Origin of the sequence: Streptomyces sp. AP-93 (assembly GCF_022808175.1) — a bacterium.
GTDB lineage: Bacteria > Actinomycetota > Actinomycetes > Streptomycetales > Streptomycetaceae > Streptomyces.
The window spans coordinates 308,677-324,748 of record NZ_JALGBX010000008.1 but is presented as its reverse complement, the minus strand read 5'-3'; the positions used below and the strand labels follow the sequence as shown (position 1 = coordinate 324,748).

The window sequence follows — 16,072 nt, the reverse complement described above, 5'->3', positions numbered from 1 at the left end:
GTCTGGGGGCGGAGCCCCAGGGGTCCGGGCGCAGCCCGGTACCCCCCTTCCAGCCCGTCCGGCGTTTGAGGACCGGGGTCCGGGCTGGCCCGGGGAACGGTGGAAGGGTGGGTAGGGGACCCAGCCCCGCAGGGCGCAGTACCCGCACCCGCCCACCGGGCTGCGCACCGGCCGCCGGTGGCGGTACCCCCGCCGGGCGGAGTCCGGCGCAGCGGCGCGGAGCCGGTCAGGTCCGCCAGGGCCGCACCGCGCGGGCGGCGCGTCAGGGAGGAGTGGGAGTCGGGTCCAAGTAGACCCGGCGGATGGCCGGGAAGCGGTCGCGGAGCTGCGCCTCGGCGACCTCGCACGCCGCCTCCACCTGCGCAGCAGACGCCAGATCGTGGAAATCGATCTTCGCTGCGATCAGCACCTCGGACGGCCCCTGCACCAGTGTGGTCAGCTCGAGCACGCCCTCGATGTGCAGGACGGACAGCAGTTCCTCACGGACCTCCGCCCGCATCCCCTCCGGCAGCGGCCGCCCGATCAGGTACTGCGCGTTCGACCGCCCCAGCTCCCACGCCACCCACACCAGCAGCAGCCCGATCAGCAGCGAGGCCACCCCGTCGTAGACGCCCGACCCCGTGAGCTGCGCCCCCAGCAGGCCGCCGGCGGCCAGTGCCAGCCCGATCAGTGCGGCCACGTTCTCCAGGAGGACGGCCTTCACGGCCGTGTCCGGGGTGTGTTTCACGTACAGCCCCAGCGGCGCCCGCATCCGCGCCGCCTCGCCCTTGACCTGCCGCCAGGCGACCAGGAGGGAGTAGCCCTCCAGGACGGCGGCTACGGCCAGGATGATGTAGGAGAGGGTCGGATTGCCGGGTTCCTCCCCGTGGACCAGGGTGTGGATGCCGTCGTAGACGGCGAACACCGCGCCGCCGACGAAGGTGGCGATCGACGCGAGGAGTGCCCAGATGTACCGCTCCGGGCCGTAGCCCAGCGGGTGCGCCTCGTCCGCCGGCTTCGCGCTCCGCTTCAGTGCGGTCAGGAGCAACACCTCGGTCACCGTGTCGGCCACCGAGTGCGCCGCTTCGGAGAGCATCGCGCTCGATCCGCTGACGATTCCGGCCGCGGCCTTGGCCGCGGCGATGCCGAGGTTCGTGACGACGGCGACGATGACCGTGCCTACGCTCTCGCTCCCACCCGGGTCCTCGCCCTGGTCGCCGATTCCGCTTCCGCTCACCATCGCATCGCTGCTGGACATGATGTGACGTTACGTCGGACGGCCGTACTACGCGCGCGGGACGCGCACCACGCCCTCCTGGATGACCGTCACGGCGAGCCTGCCGTCCTGGGTCCAGATCCGGGCCTGGCCCAGGCCCCGGCCGGCGGCCGCCGAGGGCGACTCCTGGTCGTACAGCAGCCATTCGTCGGCGCGGAACGGCCGGTGGAACCACATCGCGTGGTCCAGCGAGGCCCCGACCACGTCGCCGACCGCCCAGCCGCCCTTCCCGTGCGCGAGCAGCACGGAGTCGAGCAGGGTCATGTCGGAGACGTAGGTGGCCAGGCAGGTGTGCAGGAGCGCGTCGTCGCTCTCCAGCTTGCCGGCGGTACGGAACCACACCTGCGAGCGCGGTTCGACCGGTTCGCCGACGCTGCCCCAGGGCGGGACCGTCGCGTACCGCAGGTCCACCGCGCCGCGCGCCTCGATGAGCCGCTCCACCGTGCCCGGGTCGCGGAAGACCTCCCGGTAGAGCGGGAGGGACTCGGCGGCCGTCGGGAGGGTCTCCGGATCGGGGGCGTCGGGCATCGCGGTCTGGTGGTCGAGGCCCTCCTCGTACGTCTGGAAGGACGCGGAGAGGTGGAAGATCGGCTGGCCGTGCTGGACGGCGACGACGCGGCGCGTGGTGAAGGAGCGTCCGTCGCGGATCCGGTCGACCGAGTACACGATGGGCGCGCCGGGGTCACCGGCGCGCAGGAAGTACGAGTGCAGCGAGTGTGCGATGCGGTTCGCGGGGACGGTCCGGCCTGCCGCTACCAGGGCCTGGGCCGCGACCTGGCCGCCGAAGACCCGCGGTACCAGCGCCGAACGGCTGGTACCGCGGAAGATGTTCTCCTCGATCTGCTCCAGGTCGAGGAGAGCGAGGAGCGTCGTCAGTGCCTCGTTCATGGAGTGAAGGCTAGGTGCCTTACAGGCCCATCGACTTGGCGATGATGGACTTCATGACCTCGCTGGTGCCGCCGTAGATGCGGTTCACGCGGTTGTCGGCGTACAGGCGGGCGATCGGGTACTCGTTCATGTAGCCGTAGCCGCCGTGCAGCTGGAGGCACTTGTCGATGACGCGGTGCGCGACCTCGGTGCAGAACAGCTTCGCGGAGGCGGCCTCGGCGGCGGTGAGCTCGCCGGAGTCCAAGGCCTCCAGGGCGCGGTCGGCGACGGCCTCGGCGGCGTCCACCTCGGCCTGGCAGGCGGCCAGTTCGAACTTGGTGTTCTGGAAGTGCGCGACCGGCTTGCCGAAGACGGTGCGGTCCGTCACGTACTGCTGGGCGAACCGGACGGCGGCCTTGGACTGCGCGTACGCGCCGAAGGCGATGCCCCAGCGCTCGGACGGCAGGTTGGCGCCGAGGTAGTAGAAGCCCTTGTTCTCCTCGCCGAGCAGGTCCTCGACCGGGACCTTCACGTCGACGAACGCCAGCTCGGCGGTGTCGGAGGTGCGCAGGCCGAGCTTGTCGAGCTTGCGGCCGATGGAGTAGCCCTCGGACTTGGTGTCCACGGCGAAGAGGGAGATGCCGAAGCGGCGGTCGTCCTCGCTGGGGGCGGAGGTGCGGGCGCAGACGATCACGCGGTCGGCGTGCACGCCGCCGGTGATGAAGGTCTTGGAGCCGTTGAGGACGTAGTGCGTGCCGTCCTCGGAGAGCTTGGCGGTGGTCTTCATGCCCGCGACGTCGGAGCCGGTGCCCGGCTCGGTCATCGCCAGGGCCCACATCTCCTCGCCGGAGACGAACTTCGGCAGGAAGCGCTTCTTCTGCTCGATGTCGGCCAGCATCTTGATGTACGGGAGGGCGAGCAGCACGTGCACGCCGGAGCCGCCGAAGTTGACGCCCGCGCGCGAGGTCTCCTCGTAGAGGACGGCCTCGAACTTGTGGGTGTCCAGGCCGGCGCCGCCGAACTCCTCGGGGACGTTGATCCCGAAGATGCCCAGCTCGCCGAGCTTGTAGTAGAACTCGCGCGGGGCCTGGCCGGCCGCGAACCAGTCGTCGTAGACCGGGACGACCTCGGCCTCGATGAAGGCGCGGATGGTCTCGCGGAACGCCTCGTGGTCCTCGTTGAAAACGGTACGGCGCACGGCCGGCTCCCTTCGGTCGCGGCGGTCCGCCGCTTTCATAGCTAAGCGCTTGCTCATACCTAAGTTACCCGGCGGTCACTCGGACTGTCCAGGGCGGGGCGGTGTGACCCGGGACCTTTCCGCGCAGCGGGCTCTGGGGCGAGCGATGCGGCCCCGCATACGTGTACACCAGCTCGGCCAACGTCATGGCCGACCTGCGGGCCCGTGACGCGGCGGACCCCGCCGGCGTCTTCGGCGCCGGCTTCGAGGTGACCGGCAACCCGTGACGGGTCCCGCCTGACACGCTCTAGGGCAGCAGGCGCAGCGCGAACCACAGGTCCATCCGGGTGTCCGGGTCGTCCAGGTCGGCGTCGCCCAGCAGGGCGGCGGTCCGGGTGATGCGCTGGCGGACGGTGTTGCGGTGGATGCCGAGGGCGGCCGCGCTGCGGTCCCAGCTTCCGTGGTGGGCCAGCCAGGTGCGCAGGGTCTCCCGGAGTGCGGGGGAGAGGGGTGCGAGCAGGGCCTCGGCGTGGGCGTGGGCCTCGGCCGCGCCGAGCAGGCCCGCGAAGCCGGGGTCCGTGTGGCGGGCCAGCGGGGTACGGGCCGCCTCGGCGCGCTCCAGGGCCCGCCCGGCCTGCGCGTCGGCGCCGGGCAGGCCCGCGGGCGGGGCCGCGGCGCTCACCCCGAGCCGCCAGCCGGGCTGCGGGGTGGGCTCTCGGTCGGTGAGGAGGCGTACGGAGTCCGCGCGTACGGAATCCCCGCGCGGGTCCAGCAGTACGGTGCCCAGCGCGGCCGCCAGGGCCCGCGGGTCACCGGTGCCGCGGCCGTGGACGGCGTACCAGGGCCCGGGGCCCAGTGCCCCGGCCGGGTCGCCGCCGAGCAGCAGTCGGGTCAGGGCGGCCTCCGCCCCGGCCGGGCGGTGCGCGGTGAGCAGGGTCAGCAGGACGGCCGCCACCGAGGCGACGGTGTGGTCCCCGGGGGCCCGCGAGGGGGTCGCCAGGGCCAGGACCCGGCCGCCGCCGAGGGCGTGGACGCCGAGGTGGAACTCCCCGTGGTCGGCGGTTGCGGTGGCCGCCGCCCCGGGTGCCACCCGCCGCGCGAGCGCGGTGAGCGCGACCAGTACCTCGTCCCCGGGCGCCGACCCGGCGGAGACGCCGAGGCTGGTGGGGGCGCCGGGGCCGGTGGGGGCGCCCGGCCCGGGCGGCCCGATCGCCGCGGCACCCGGCTCCCCGGGGGAGCCCGGGCCTCCCGCCGTGGAAGCCGTCGACCGCGTCCCCGTCACGGGGGCGCCCGGCCCGGGGGGCGCGGCCTTGGCGGGTGTCTGCTCGGCCCCTGCCCCGGCGGCCCCCGCCGCGGCGGTGCCCAGGGCCTCGGCCCGGGCGGAGGGGAGGACGGCGGCCCAGCCGCCCAAGGTCGCCGCCAGCCGGCGCAGGACCGCCGGGACCGGGTCCGGGCGGGCGGCGGCCGCCGCCAGGGACTGCTGGGCCTCGGTCACCCGGCGGAGCTCGGCGGTCCGGGCCCGGGCCATCAGCCGCCAGACGCTCCGGCCGACCGCGGTGAACGGGGTCCCGGGCGGCACCTCGACCAGGGGCAGCCCGTGGCGGTCGCACGCCTCGATCAGGGCCCTGGGCACGGTCTCGTGCACCGGGGTCACCCCGAACCCGATGGCTCCGACTCCGGCCCGGACCAGCCGCGCGACGTACGGTCCGGCGTCGGTCGGCTCGCCCGCCGCGTGCCCGGCACCCGCGTGCCCGGCACCCGCATGCCCGGGACCCGCGTGCCCGGGACCCGCGTGCCCGGCGCCGACCGGGTCCGTGACGGCCGGGTCCGTGCCGGCCCGCTCGGTGTGGGCACGCCGGGTGTCCGCGTGCCCCGCGCCCCCGTGCCCGGCGCGAACGTCGGCGTGCCCGGCCCCCGCCGGACCGGCGCCCGCCCCCGGGGGCTCCGCGCGGCTGCCCGCGCCGTGTTCCGTCCCCCCGGCCGGCCAGGCCCCCGCCCCCGCGAGGCCCGCCCCCGCCGTCAGGAGGAGTTCGCCGCCCAGCAGGTAAGGGGACGGGTCCGCCATCTCGGAGGCGTGCACCCCGTGCAGTTCGGCCTCGGCGGGACCGGCCAGGTGGCGCAGCCCCAGCTCCTGGTCGGCGAGCAGCCGGCCGAGCGCGACCGGCGGGGTGGGAGGCGCTTCCATGAGTGGATACTCCGTACACATCGGGGGAGCCTGATGGATGAAACGTACACTTCGCCCGCCCGAGGTGTCCGTTTACGCTCGAAGGACCGCACCAGCAGACCCAGCAGGACCTCCGGAAGGGCACCCCCTCATGAGCACGCAGCCGCGCGGCCCCGTCGACTCCTCCCGCATCCCGCGCTACGCGGGCCCCGCGACCTTCGCCCGGCTGCCCCGCCTGGACGAGGTCGGCGGCAAGGCCGACGTGGCCGTCGTCGGCGTGCCGTTCGACTCCGGAGTCTCGTACCGCCCCGGCGCCCGCTTCGGCGGCAACGCCATCCGTGAGGCCTCCCGCCTGCTGCGCCCGTACAACCCGGCGCAGGACGCCTCCCCGTTCGCCCTCGCGCAGGTCGCCGACGCCGGCGACATCGCGGCGAACCCCTTCAACATCAACGAGGCCGTCGACACGATCGAGGCCGCCGCCGACGAGCTGATCGGCAACGGCTCCCGCCTGATGACCCTCGGCGGCGACCACACCATCGCGCTGCCCCTGCTCCGCTCGGTGGCGAAGAAGCACGGTCCGGTCGCGCTGCTCCACTTCGACGCCCACCTGGACACCTGGGACACGTACTTCGGCGCCGAGTACACGCACGGCACCCCGTTCCGCCGCGCCGTCGAGGAGGGCATCCTCGACACCGAGGCCCTGTCCCACGTCGGCACGCGCGGCCCGCTGTACGGCAAGCAGGACCTGGACGACGACGCCAAGATGGGCTTCGGCATCGTCACCTCGGCCGACGTCTACCGCCGCGGCGCCGACGAGGTCGCCGACCAGCTCCGCCAGCGCATCGGCGACCGCCCGCTGTACATCTCCATCGACATCGACGTGCTGGACCCGGCGCACGCCCCCGGTACGGGCACCCCGGAGGCGGGCGGCATGACCTCCCGCGAGCTGCTGGAGATCATCCGCGGGCTCTCCTCCTGCAACCTGGTCTCGGCGGACGTCGTCGAAGTCGCCCCGGCGTACGATCACGCGGAGATCACCTCGGTCGCGGCCTCGCACACCGCGTACGAACTGACCACGATCATGAGCCGCCAGATCGCTGCGGGACGCACTGCCAAGTAGGCGCAGCGCGCAGGCGAAGGCGAACACGAAGGGCGAGTAAGCGCACGTGACGCACGACCACGACCTGGTACTCCGTCCCACCGAAGCCCAGAAGGCGGCGGCGCTCGCGCCCCCGCCGGGGCGCACGGGCGGGGACCTGGTCGTGGAGACGCTGCGCTCGCTCGGCGCGACCACCGTCTTCGGGCTGCCCGGCCAGCACGCGCTCGGCCTCTTCGACGCGGTCGGCCGCTCGGACCTGCGCCTCGTGGGCCTGCGTACGGAGAACAACGCCGGGTTCGCCGCCGACGCGTACGGCCGGATGACCGGCGAGGCGGCGCCGCTCCTCCTCTCCACGGGCCCGGGCGCGCTCATGGCGCTCCCCGCCCTCGCCGAGGCGGCGGCGGCGTCCGCGCCCGTCCTGGCGATCTCCTCGCAGGTCCCGACCCCGGGCCTGGGCGGCGGCCGCCGCGGTCACCTGCACGAGCTGCGCGACCAGTCGGCCTCCTTCCGTGACGTGGTCAAGTCCGTGCACACCGCCCGGACCCCCTCGCAGATCCCGTCCGTGATCGCCGAGGCCTGGGAGTCGGCGCTGAGCGCCCCGCACGGGCCGGTGTGGGTGGAGATCCCGGAGGACGTCCTGCGCGCGGAAACCGTCATCCCGCAGGTCACGGGCATGGACGCGACCCCGCACGAACTGGCCCCGCGTCCGGAGCTCACCGCCCTGGCCGCGCACTGGCTGGAGAACGCCGAGCGCCCGGTGATCATCGCCGGCGGCGGGGTGATCCGCTCGGACGCGGCGGGCAAGCTGAAGCAGCTCGCGGAACGCCTGAACGCGCCCGTCGTCACCACCTTCGGCGGCAAGGGGGCCTTCCCCTGGACCCACCCGCTCTCCCTCCAGTCCTGGCTGGAGGACCGCCACATGACGGACTTCCTGGAGGACGCCGACGTCGTGCTGGTGGTCGGCTCGGGCCTGGGCGAACTGTCCTCGAACTACCACACGTTCTTCCCGGAGGGCCGGGTCGTCCAGATCGAGGCCGACCTCGGCAAGCTGGAGTCCAACCACGCGGGCCTCGGCATCCACGCGGACGCCCGCCTCGCCCTGCAGGCACTCCTCGAAACGGTCGCCGAACGCCCCGATCCGAAGGCCCCCGAGCGCGTCGCCCTGCTCCTCGCCGACATCGCGGCCCGCCTGGCCGAGCAGGACCTGACCCTGGAACAGCAGCTCCTGACCTCGATCCGGCAGGCTCTCCCGCCCCGCTCCCCGTCCTTCTGGGACATGACGATCCTGTCCTACTGGGCCTGGTCGGCCTTCGACGCCAAGCACCCCAACACCATGCACTCGGCGCAGGGCGCGGGCGGCCTCGGCTACGCCTTCCCGGCTGCCCTCGGCGCGGCCGTCGCGGAGCCGGACACCCCGGTCCTCGCGGTCTCCGGCGACGGCGGCGCGATGTACTCGATCGCCGACCTGGCCACCGCCCGCCAGCACGACCTGGACGTCACCTGGCTGATCGTGGACGACGGCGGCTACGGCATCCTGCGCGAGTACGGCTGCGAGACGGGCACGACCCTGACCCGCCCCGACTTCGTGGCCCTGGCGGCCTCCTTCGGCATCCCGGCGACCACGACCACCCCGGAGTCCCTCCGCGAGGACCTGGCCAAGTCCCTGAAGACTCCGGGTCCTTCGCTCCTGCTGCTTCCGGCCACGCTGAAGATGTTCGCACCCACCCACGTCTGAGGGATGCGCGGCCAGGCCCCCGTGGTGAAGCCGCTGCCTACGTCCTGACCTCGGCCCAGACCGCCTTTCCGATGCCGTGGAGCCGGGGGCAGCAGCCCCAGCGTTCGGCCAGGGCGGCGACGATGGCGAGCCCGCGCCCCTGCTCGTCGGTGTCCGCCACGACCTGTGGCGTGAGCTTCACGGCGGGGCCGGCGTCGGCGACCTCCACGCGCAGCACCCCGTCGTACCGGGCGAGCCGGATCCCGAGATCCCGGCCCCGCGGAGCGCGCGAGTGCCGTACGGCGTTGGTGACCAGCTCGGAGAGCAGCAGCTCGGCCGCCTCGGCGGGCTGCGCCCCGATGCCCCATGCGGTGAACTGCTCGCGCAGCAGCGCGCGGGCCCGGCCCGGAGCGCGGGGACTGCGGGGCACGATCCAGAGGATTTCGTCGGCGGAGGACAGTGTCATGAGACCTCACCTATCTAGATACCTAGGACTAGTGAAGCGAGGGTCTGATCGGCCGTCAAGGGATATCTAGATATGCCCATTGATGGCGAGTGTTGCGCGGGCTGACGGCCTCCGGCGCCCTGATGCGCCCCTAGGCTGTCGGGAGATGATCGGGGAGGACCGCATGCCGAACGACGGCTCCGCACGGCAGCCCAAGTACCTGCGCATCGCCGCCGCGCTCAAAGACGCCATCGCCTCCGGCGAGTTCGGGCCCGGTGACCGGCTGCCTGGTGAGAGCGACCTCATGGCCACGTACGGGGTCGCCCGGATGACGGCGCGGCAGGCATTCGGAGTCCTCCAGGCCGAGGGGCTGACCGAAGCGCGCAAGGGTGCCGGGGTCTATGTGCGTGAGTTCCGCGTGGGGATCCGGCGGCGCGGCATCCAGCGGCTGGCCGTCGAGGTGTGGGGCGCGGGCGGCTCCATCTGGGCGGCGGACGGCAAGGGGCGGGAACCGGTCGTCGAGTTCATCGGGGTCACCGAAGAACCCGCGCCCGAGGCCGTCGCCGCCATGCTCGGGCTCGTCGACGGCGCGCCCGCCTGCGTCCGGCGCCGCAGGTTCCTGCTCGACGGGAAGCCCGTCATGTTCGCGACCTCCTACCTCGACGCCGCCCTCGTGGCGGGTACGCCCGTCGCCGAGCCCGACAGCGGCCCCGGCGGGATCTACGCTCGGCTCGCCGAGCTCGGTCACAAGCCGGCGCGGTTCCGGGAGGAGGTCCGCTCGCGGATGCCCAGTGCCGAGGAGGCCGTGAGCCTCGGGCTGGCCGCCGGGACGCCCGTCGTGCTGGTCGCCCGTACCGCCTTCGCCGCCGACGGGCGGGTGGTCGAGGTCAACGAGATGGTGCTCGACGCGTCCGCCTATGTACTGGAGTACGAGTTCGACGCCCCGTAGACCCCGTAGACCCCCGTAGGCCCAGCTCCGCGCGCGGAACCCGCGCAACCCAGTTCGAATTGTTGCGGCGGGATGAAATCCGCCGGTCGGGGCGTTGGCGCTTCCGGTAGGGCAGGACGAACGGGGAGGCAGTACGTGGCTACGGCGACGGCGGAATCGGCGGCGGGAAGCAAACAGGGGTGGGGGAGGCGGCTCGCCGCCTACACCTGGCGGTACAAGGCCAACGTGCTGCTGGCCCTCGGGTCCTCGCTCGGCGGCATGGCCGTCATGGCGCTCGTGCCGCTCGTCACCAAGGTGATCCTCGACGATGTCATCGGCGACCAGAGCAAGCCCATGGGGCCCTGGGCCCTGATGCTCATAGGCGCCGCGGTCCTCGTGTACGTGCTGACCTACATACGCAGGTACTACGGCGGGCGGCTCGCCCTCGACGTGCAGCACGACCTGCGCACCGACATGTACGACACCATCGCCCGGCTCGACGGCCGCCGCCAGGACGAGCTGTCCACCGGGCAGGTCGTGGGGCGGGCCACCACCGACCTCCAGCTGATCCAAGGGCTGCTCTTCATGCTGCCCATGACCATCGGCAACTTCCTGCTCTTCGGGATATCCCTCGGGATCATGCTGTGGCTCTCGCCGCTGCTGACCGTCGTCGCGCTGCTCATGGCCCCCGCCCTCTGGTTCATCGCCAAGCGCAGCCGCAAGAAGCTCTTCCCCGCCACCTGGTACGCCCAGAGCCAGGCCGCCGCCGTCGCCACCGTCGTCGACGGGGCCGTCACCGGCGTCCGCGTCGTCAAGGGCTTCGGCCAGGAGGAGCAGGAGACCGGCAAGCTCCGCGACGCCGGCCGCCGGCTGTTCGCCGGGCGGATGCGCGGGATCCGGCTGAACTCCCGCTACACCCCGGCGCTGCAGGCCGTACCGGCCCTCGGCCAGGTCGCCATGCTGGCCCTCGGAGGCTGGATGGCCACCAAGGGGCAGGTCACCCTCGGTACCTTCGTCGCCTTCTCCACCTACCTCGCCCAGCTCGTCGGCCCCGTCCGCATGCTCGCCATGGTGCTCACCGTCGGCCAGCAGGCCCGCGCAGGCGTGGAGCGGGTCTTCGAGCTCATCGACACCGAGCCGGTGATCCAGGAGGGGAAGCAGGAGCTTCCCTCCGACGCGCCCGCCACCGTCGAGTTCGACGACGTGCGCTTCGGGTACGACCCCGAGCGGCCCGTGCTCGACGGGTTCAGCCTGTCGATCGCCGAGGGGGAGACCGTCGCCCTCGTCGGTTCCTCGGGCAGCGGGAAGTCCACCGTTTCGCTGCTGCTGCCCCGGTTCTACGACGCCGACCGGGGCGCCGTCCGCGTCGGCGGCCACGACGTGCGCGAGCTGACCTACGACTCCCTGCGCGACGCCATCGGGCTCGTGCCGGAGGATTCGTTCCTCTTCTCCGACAGCATCCGCTCCAACATCGCCTACGGACACCCCGGCGCCACCGACGAGCAGATCCGCGCCGCAGCCCGCGCCGCCCAGGCCGAAGGGTTCGTCGAGGCGCTTCCCGCCGGGTACGACACCAAGGTCGGCGAGCAGGGCCTGACCCTCTCCGGCGGCCAGCGCCAGCGCATCGCGCTCGCCCGCGCCATCCTCACCGACCCCCGCCTGCTGCTCCTCGACGACGCCACCTCCGCCGTCGACGCCCGCGTCGAGCACGAGATCCACGAGGCGCTGCGCGCCGTCATGGCCGGCCGCACCACCCTGCTCATCGCGCACCGCCGCTCCACGCTCGCGCTCGCCGACCGGATCGCCGTACTGGACCACGGGCGGCTCTCCGACGTCGGTACGCACGAGGAGCTGGAGCGCCGCTCCGCCCTGTACCGGCGGCTGCTCACCGACCCGGACGCACTCGGCGCCGGCTCCCCGCGGACGCCCGAGGCGCCCCTGATGGAGGAGTTCGAGCGGGACATCGAGCGCGACATCGAGCTCGAAGCCGAGATCGACTCCGAGCCCGTCAACGCCAAGCGCCGGGTGGCCGGCGGGATCACCCCCGAGCTCTGGCAGCGCCAGGAGGAGGCGGACGAGAAGAGCACCGCCCCCGCGGGGATGTCCGCCACCCCCGAACTGCTCGCGCAGGTGGCCGCGCTGCCGCCCGCAGACGACACCCCCGACGTGGACGAGACCCGCGCCGCGTCCGCCGAGGACAGCTACAACCTGGGCCGCCTGCTGCGCGGCTTCTGGGCCCCGCTCGCGATATCCCTCGGCCTCGTCGCCCTCGACGCCGGCTCCGGCCTGCTCCTGCCCATCCTGATCCGGCACGGCATCGACCAGGGCGTCGAAGCGGCCGCCCTCGGCGCCGTCTGGGCGGCCTCCCTCCTCGCGCTCGGCGTGGTCCTGGCCCAGTGGGCCGCGCAGTTCGCCGAGACCCGGATGACCGGCCGCACCGGCGAGCGCGTGCTCTACGCCCTGCGCGTCAAGATCTTCGCCCAGCTCCAGCGCCTCGGCCTCGACTACTACGAGCGCGAGCTGACCGGCAAGATCATGACCCGGATGACCACCGACGTGGACGCCCTGTCCAGCTTCCTGCAGACCGGGCTCGTCACCGCCGTCGTCTCCGTCCTCACCTTCTTCGGCATCCTGGTCGCCCTCCTCGTCCTGGACGTGGAGCTGGCGATGATCGTCTTCGCCACGCTGCCCGTGCTGATCATCGGCACCGTCTTCTTCCGCCGGAAGTCCGTGGCCGCCTACGAGCTCGCCCGCGACCGGGTCGGACTGGTCAACGCCGACCTGCAGGAGTCCGTGGCCGGACTGCGCATCGTCCAGGCCTTCCGCCGCCAGCGCGCCGGCGCCGTCCGGTTCGCCGAGCGCAGCGACTCGTACCGCGAGGCCCGGGTCCGCGGCCAGTGGCTGATATCCGTCTACTTCCCCTTCGTCCAGCTGCTGTCCTCAGGGGCGGCCGCCGCCGTGCTGATCGTCGGCGCGGGCCGGGTGGAGGCCGGCACGCTCACCACGGGCGCGCTGGTCGCGTACCTGCTCTACATCGACCTGTTCTTCGCCCCCGTCCAGCAGCTCTCGCAGGTCTTCGACGGCTACCAGCAGGCCACCGTCTCCCTCGGCCGGATCCAGGGCCTGCTGCGCGAACCCACCAGCACCCCCCGCCCGGCCGACCCCCGCCCGGTCGCCGAGCTGCGCGGCGAGATCGCCTTCGAAGGGGTCCACTTCTCGTACGGCACGGCCGAGGAGCGCGGGGAGAAGGAACCGGCGCTCACCGGGATCAGCCTGCGCATCCCCGCCGGGCAGACCGTCGCCTTCGTCGGCGAGACCGGGGCCGGCAAGTCCACGCTGGTCAAGATGGTGGCCCGGTTCTACGATCCGACCTCCGGCCGGGTCACCGCCGACGGGGTGGACCTGCGCGAGCTGGACCTGACGGGCTACCGCCACCGCCTCGGCGTCGTCCCGCAGGAGCCGTACCTCTTCCCGGGGACGGTCCGCGACGCCATCGCCTACGGGCGGCCCGAGGCGAGCGACTCGGAGGTGGAGGCCGCCGCGCATGCGGTCGGCGCCCACGCCATGATCGCCACGCTGGACGGCGGCTACCTGCACACCGTCACCGAGCGCGGCCGCAACCTCTCCGCCGGTCAGCGCCAGCTGATCGCGCTGGCCCGGGCCGAGCTCGTCGACCCCGACGTGCTGCTGCTCGACGAGGCCACCGCCGCCCTCGACCTGGCCACCGAGGCCCTGGTCAACCAGGCCACCGACCGGCTCGCGGGCAAGCGCACCACCCTGGTCGTGGCGCACCGGCTGACCACGGCCGCACGTGCCGACCGGGTCGTGGTCATGGACCGCGGCCGGGTCGCGGAGGACGGCACGCACGCCGAGCTGCTGGCCCGCGGCGGCCGGTACGCGGAGCTGTGGCGCACCTTCGTCGGCGAGGACGAGCCGGCCGCCGCGGCGTAGGGCGTCTCCTGCCGGACGGGCAGGGTCCGACCGCACAGACGGGCGCCGGAGAGGCTCGGCCTCTCCGGCGCCCGCCGGCTTTCTGGTGGCTCGCTGGGCTTGCTGGGTTTACTTGCCGAGCTGCGCCTTCAGGTCCTTCTTGAGCTGGTTCTTGACCGTCTGCTTGTTGACCTTGTTCAGGTTTCCGCCCTGGCCGGTGCCGTTGCCGCCTACTGCGGTGGCGTCGCCGGTGTTGATGGCGTCGGCGCTGGAGTCGCCGCCTCGGGCGTCTCCGGTGTTGATGGTGCACTTGCCCTTGCAGCTACCGACGCCACTGTTGGCGTCGCCGCCGCGGGAGGTGCCGCCGACGGTGGTGTTATCGGCGCTGGCGTCGCCGCCGACGCCGACGCCGTCCGCGCTGTCGTCCTGGACCAGGGAGACCGCGTGGTGCGGGGCGGCGGTGGGGGCGGCCATGGCGGTGGCGGGGAGTGCGATGCCACCACCCAGGAGGGCGACGGAGGCGGAGGCGAGGACGATGCGGCGGGTCGAGAGGATCTTGAACATGGTCGTTCTCCATTCGGAAAAGAAAGGGATTCGAGAATCTTCCCAATAACCGATCCGGGGTGATTCTCTGTCCTCTGGGTTCTTCGGGTGGGTCCCAGTGAGGGCGTACTTCAAATAAACCCGATGGCGGGAATGGCGTCACGCCACTCACATTCGGGGCTTGACGTAAATGGCCGATCTTGATAGCCAGGGCGGCCGGGGGTCGGGAACGCACGGGGACGCCGGAGGCGCTGGGCCTCTCCGGCGTCCGTGGCACGCGACTGCGCCCCGGGGTTCCCGGGGCGCAGTTCTGCTGCGTGGCTTGCTGGGTTCACTTGCCGAGCTTTGCCTTGAGCTCGTTCTTGATTGTCTGCTTGTTGACCTTGTTCAGGTTTCCGCCCTTGCCGGAACCGTCGCCGCCTACCGCGGTGGCGTCGCCGGTGTTGATGGCGTCGGCGCTGGAGTCGCCGCCTCGGGCGTCTCCGGTGGTGATGTCGCACTTGCCCTTGCAGTTGCCGACGCCACTGTTGGCGTCGCCGCCGCGGGAGTCACCGCCGACGGTGGTGTTATCGGCGCTGGCGTCGCCGCCGACGCCGACGCCGTCGGCGCTGTCGTCCTGGAGGTAGGACACCGCGTGCTGCGGGGCGGCGGTGGGGGCGGCCATGGCGGTGGCGGGGAGTGCGATGCCACCACCCAGGAGGGCGACGGAGGCGGAGGCGAGGACGATGCGGCGGGTCGAGAGGATCTTGAACATGGTCGTTCTCCATTCGGAAAAGAAAGGGATTCGAGAATCTTCCGGAGGAATTGTCCGGGGTGATTCTCCGTCCTCCGGATTCTCCGGGTGTTTCCCGGTGAGGGCGTACTTCAAATAAACCCGATGGCGGGATTCTCGTCACGCCACTCACTTTCGGGACTTGACCCACATGGTCGATCTTGGTATTTTCCGGCCGCCCCGCCCGTGATGCCCCGGGCGGCCCGGGTGAGTCGTCGGGGTGTGACAACACGCCGTGCGCGGGCGCATCCGTACAGTGGCGGGATCGGCGCGATAGCGTCGGCCCCGACCAAACCCCAGGGGATCCCCGCGTCCGTATGTCAGCGGACGTATCTGACCGGCGGCCTCGGCGCGCGCACGCTTGGCCACAGTCGAATTGCTCCGCACGAGAATCCCGGAGAATTTCCGATGAACGAGCGTTCTTGGACCCGTCGCATCGTGCTGGCCACGGCTTCCGTGGTACTGGCCGGCGGCATCGCCCTGCCCGCGACCGCGGTGGCCGCACCGGCAGTCCCGCACTACGGCCACAGCGGCATCAGCGCCCTCCTGGGCAGCACTTCCCCCGGAGCCTGTGAAGGGTTCTGTCAGGGGAGCAACAACATCGCCACGGGCGAGGGCGCCTCCGGCAGCTGCACGGGCCTGTGCCGCGACAGCACCAACACCGCCGTGGGCGACCGCGCCTCCGGTCTGTGCACGGGCCTGTGTGGCGACAGCACCACCACCGCGGTCGGGGCGGGTGCGTTCAACGAGTGCACCGGCCTCTGCGGCACCAGCACCAACACCGCCGTGGGTGACGGCGCCTCCAACCGGTGCAACGGCCTCTGCTTCGACAGCGTCAACACGGCCGTGACCGCCGACGTGCTGAGCCGTAGCAGCCACGCGGCCGCGAGCTCGACCGGGAAGACCGTGCGGGGCGGGGACGGGGACGGGGGTGACCAGGGCGCGCGCACGGGCGGTGACGCCATTGCCGTCAGCGGCTCCGCCAACGCCGAGAACACCACGGTCGGCGGCACGGCCACCTCGGGCTCCGCCGCCTCCGGTGTGGGCACCTGTATCGGCAGGTGCACGATCACCACCGGGAACGCGACGAGCGGCAACGCGAGTGCCGACGCGCTCAACACCGGTGACGCGACCGCCGTGAGCGGTGACGCGACCGCCGTGGGCGGCAACGCCTGATA

Annotated in this window: 12 protein-coding genes; 5 read left to right on the top strand and 7 right to left on the bottom strand. The window is 72.6% G+C overall.

Going from position 1 to position 16,072, the window contains the following annotated elements; all coding sequences use genetic code 11:
- Positions 1-262 precede the first annotated feature (262 nt).
- The 4 genes from MTF69_RS16435 to MTF69_RS16420 all read right to left on the bottom strand — a co-directional run bounded on the left by MTF69_RS16435 (position 263) and on the right by MTF69_RS16420 (position 5,484).
- Entirely contained in the window at positions 263-1,237 is a 975-nt protein-coding gene (locus tag MTF69_RS16435; RefSeq protein WP_374323174.1) for a cation diffusion facilitator family transporter, read from the bottom strand.
- Between the two features lie 27 nt (positions 1,238-1,264).
- On the bottom strand, positions 1,265-2,143 hold the full coding sequence (tesB, locus tag MTF69_RS16430) for an acyl-CoA thioesterase II (protein WP_243335069.1): 879 nt from the start codon (positions 2,141-2,143) through the stop codon (positions 1,265-1,267).
- A gap of 19 nt (positions 2,144-2,162) precedes the next feature.
- Positions 2,163-3,320, bottom strand: a complete 1,158-nt coding sequence (locus tag MTF69_RS16425; RefSeq protein ID WP_243335067.1) for an acyl-CoA dehydrogenase family protein — start codon at positions 3,318-3,320, stop codon at positions 2,163-2,165.
- A gap of 286 nt (positions 3,321-3,606) precedes the next feature.
- The gene (locus tag MTF69_RS16420; RefSeq protein WP_243335065.1) at positions 3,607-5,484 is read right to left on the bottom strand and encodes a PucR family transcriptional regulator; all 1,878 of its coding nucleotides are present in this window, start codon (positions 5,482-5,484) and stop codon (positions 3,607-3,609) included.
- A 130-nt stretch (positions 5,485-5,614) separates the two neighbouring features.
- Here MTF69_RS16420 and speB point away from each other — a divergent pair, with 130 nt between their 5' ends.
- Positions 5,615-6,583, top strand: coding sequence for an agmatinase (speB, locus tag MTF69_RS16415; RefSeq protein WP_243335050.1), 969 nt, complete (start codon positions 5,615-5,617; stop codon positions 6,581-6,583).
- Positions 6,584-6,629: 46 nt separating this feature from the next.
- The gene (locus tag MTF69_RS16410) at positions 6,630-8,297 is read left to right on the top strand and encodes a thiamine pyrophosphate-binding protein (RefSeq protein WP_243335048.1); all 1,668 of its coding nucleotides are present in this window, start codon (positions 6,630-6,632) and stop codon (positions 8,295-8,297) included.
- Between the two features lie 37 nt (positions 8,298-8,334).
- On the opposite strand, the gene MTF69_RS16405 is transcribed toward MTF69_RS16410, so the two are convergent.
- Positions 8,335-8,742, bottom strand: a complete 408-nt coding sequence (locus MTF69_RS16405; RefSeq protein ID WP_243335046.1) for an ATP-binding protein — start codon at positions 8,740-8,742, stop codon at positions 8,335-8,337.
- A gap of 163 nt (positions 8,743-8,905) precedes the next feature.
- On the opposite strand from MTF69_RS16405, the gene MTF69_RS16400 reads away from it, so the two are divergent.
- Both MTF69_RS16400 and MTF69_RS16395 read left to right on the top strand, forming a co-directional pair.
- Complete coding sequence (locus MTF69_RS16400) at positions 8,906-9,670, top strand: GntR family transcriptional regulator (protein WP_243335044.1); 765 nt, start codon at positions 8,906-8,908, stop codon at positions 9,668-9,670.
- A gap of 72 nt (positions 9,671-9,742) precedes the next feature.
- Positions 9,743-13,600 (top strand): ABC transporter ATP-binding protein, encoded by a 3,858-nt coding sequence (locus MTF69_RS16395; protein ID WP_279345809.1) that lies wholly within the window; start codon positions 9,743-9,745, stop codon positions 13,598-13,600.
- A 108-nt stretch (positions 13,601-13,708) separates the two neighbouring features.
- Here the strand turns inward: MTF69_RS16395 and MTF69_RS16390 are convergent, their stop codons facing one another.
- Positions 13,709-14,143, bottom strand: coding sequence for a hypothetical protein (locus MTF69_RS16390; protein ID WP_243335039.1), 435 nt, complete (start codon positions 14,141-14,143; stop codon positions 13,709-13,711).
- Between the two features lie 310 nt (positions 14,144-14,453).
- A complete protein-coding gene (locus MTF69_RS16385; protein ID WP_243335037.1) occupies positions 14,454-14,876 on the bottom strand; it encodes a hypothetical protein in 423 nt (140 codons plus the stop codon).
- A gap of 426 nt (positions 14,877-15,302) precedes the next feature.
- Here MTF69_RS16385 and MTF69_RS16380 point away from each other — a divergent pair, with 426 nt between their 5' ends.
- Positions 15,303-16,070 carry a hypothetical protein gene (locus tag MTF69_RS16380; protein ID WP_243335035.1) on the top strand — a complete coding sequence of 256 codons (768 nt, stop codon included), beginning with the start codon at positions 15,303-15,305 and terminating at the stop codon, positions 16,068-16,070.
- Positions 16,071-16,072 lie beyond the last annotated feature (2 nt).

What these genes read in the sequence shown, in the direction of transcription:
- MTF69_RS16435 (WP_374323174.1), bottom strand. Translation starts at nt 1,237, where the DNA reads ATGTCCAGCAGCGATGCGATGGTGAGCGGAAGCGGAATCGGCGACCAG.
- tesB (WP_243335069.1), bottom strand. Translation starts at nt 2,143, where the DNA reads ATGAACGAGGCACTGACGACGCTCCTCGCTCTCCTCGACCTGGAGCAG.
- MTF69_RS16420 (WP_243335065.1), bottom strand. Translation starts at nt 5,484, where the DNA reads ATGGAAGCGCCTCCCACCCCGCCGGTCGCGCTCGGCCGGCTGCTCGCC.
- speB (WP_243335050.1), top strand. Translation starts at nt 5,615, where the DNA reads ATGAGCACGCAGCCGCGCGGCCCCGTCGACTCCTCCCGCATCCCGCGC.
- MTF69_RS16405 (WP_243335046.1), bottom strand. Translation starts at nt 8,742, where the DNA reads ATGACACTGTCCTCCGCCGACGAAATCCTCTGGATCGTGCCCCGCAGT.
- MTF69_RS16400 (WP_243335044.1), top strand. Translation starts at nt 8,906, where the DNA reads ATGCCGAACGACGGCTCCGCACGGCAGCCCAAGTACCTGCGCATCGCC.
- MTF69_RS16395 (WP_279345809.1), top strand. Translation starts at nt 9,743, where the DNA reads ATGAAATCCGCCGGTCGGGGCGTTGGCGCTTCCGGTAGGGCAGGACGA.
- MTF69_RS16390 (WP_243335039.1), bottom strand. Translation starts at nt 14,143, where the DNA reads ATGTTCAAGATCCTCTCGACCCGCCGCATCGTCCTCGCCTCCGCCTCC.
- MTF69_RS16385 (WP_243335037.1), bottom strand. Translation starts at nt 14,876, where the DNA reads ATGTTCAAGATCCTCTCGACCCGCCGCATCGTCCTCGCCTCCGCCTCC.
- MTF69_RS16380 (WP_243335035.1), top strand. Translation starts at nt 15,303, where the DNA reads ATGAACGAGCGTTCTTGGACCCGTCGCATCGTGCTGGCCACGGCTTCC.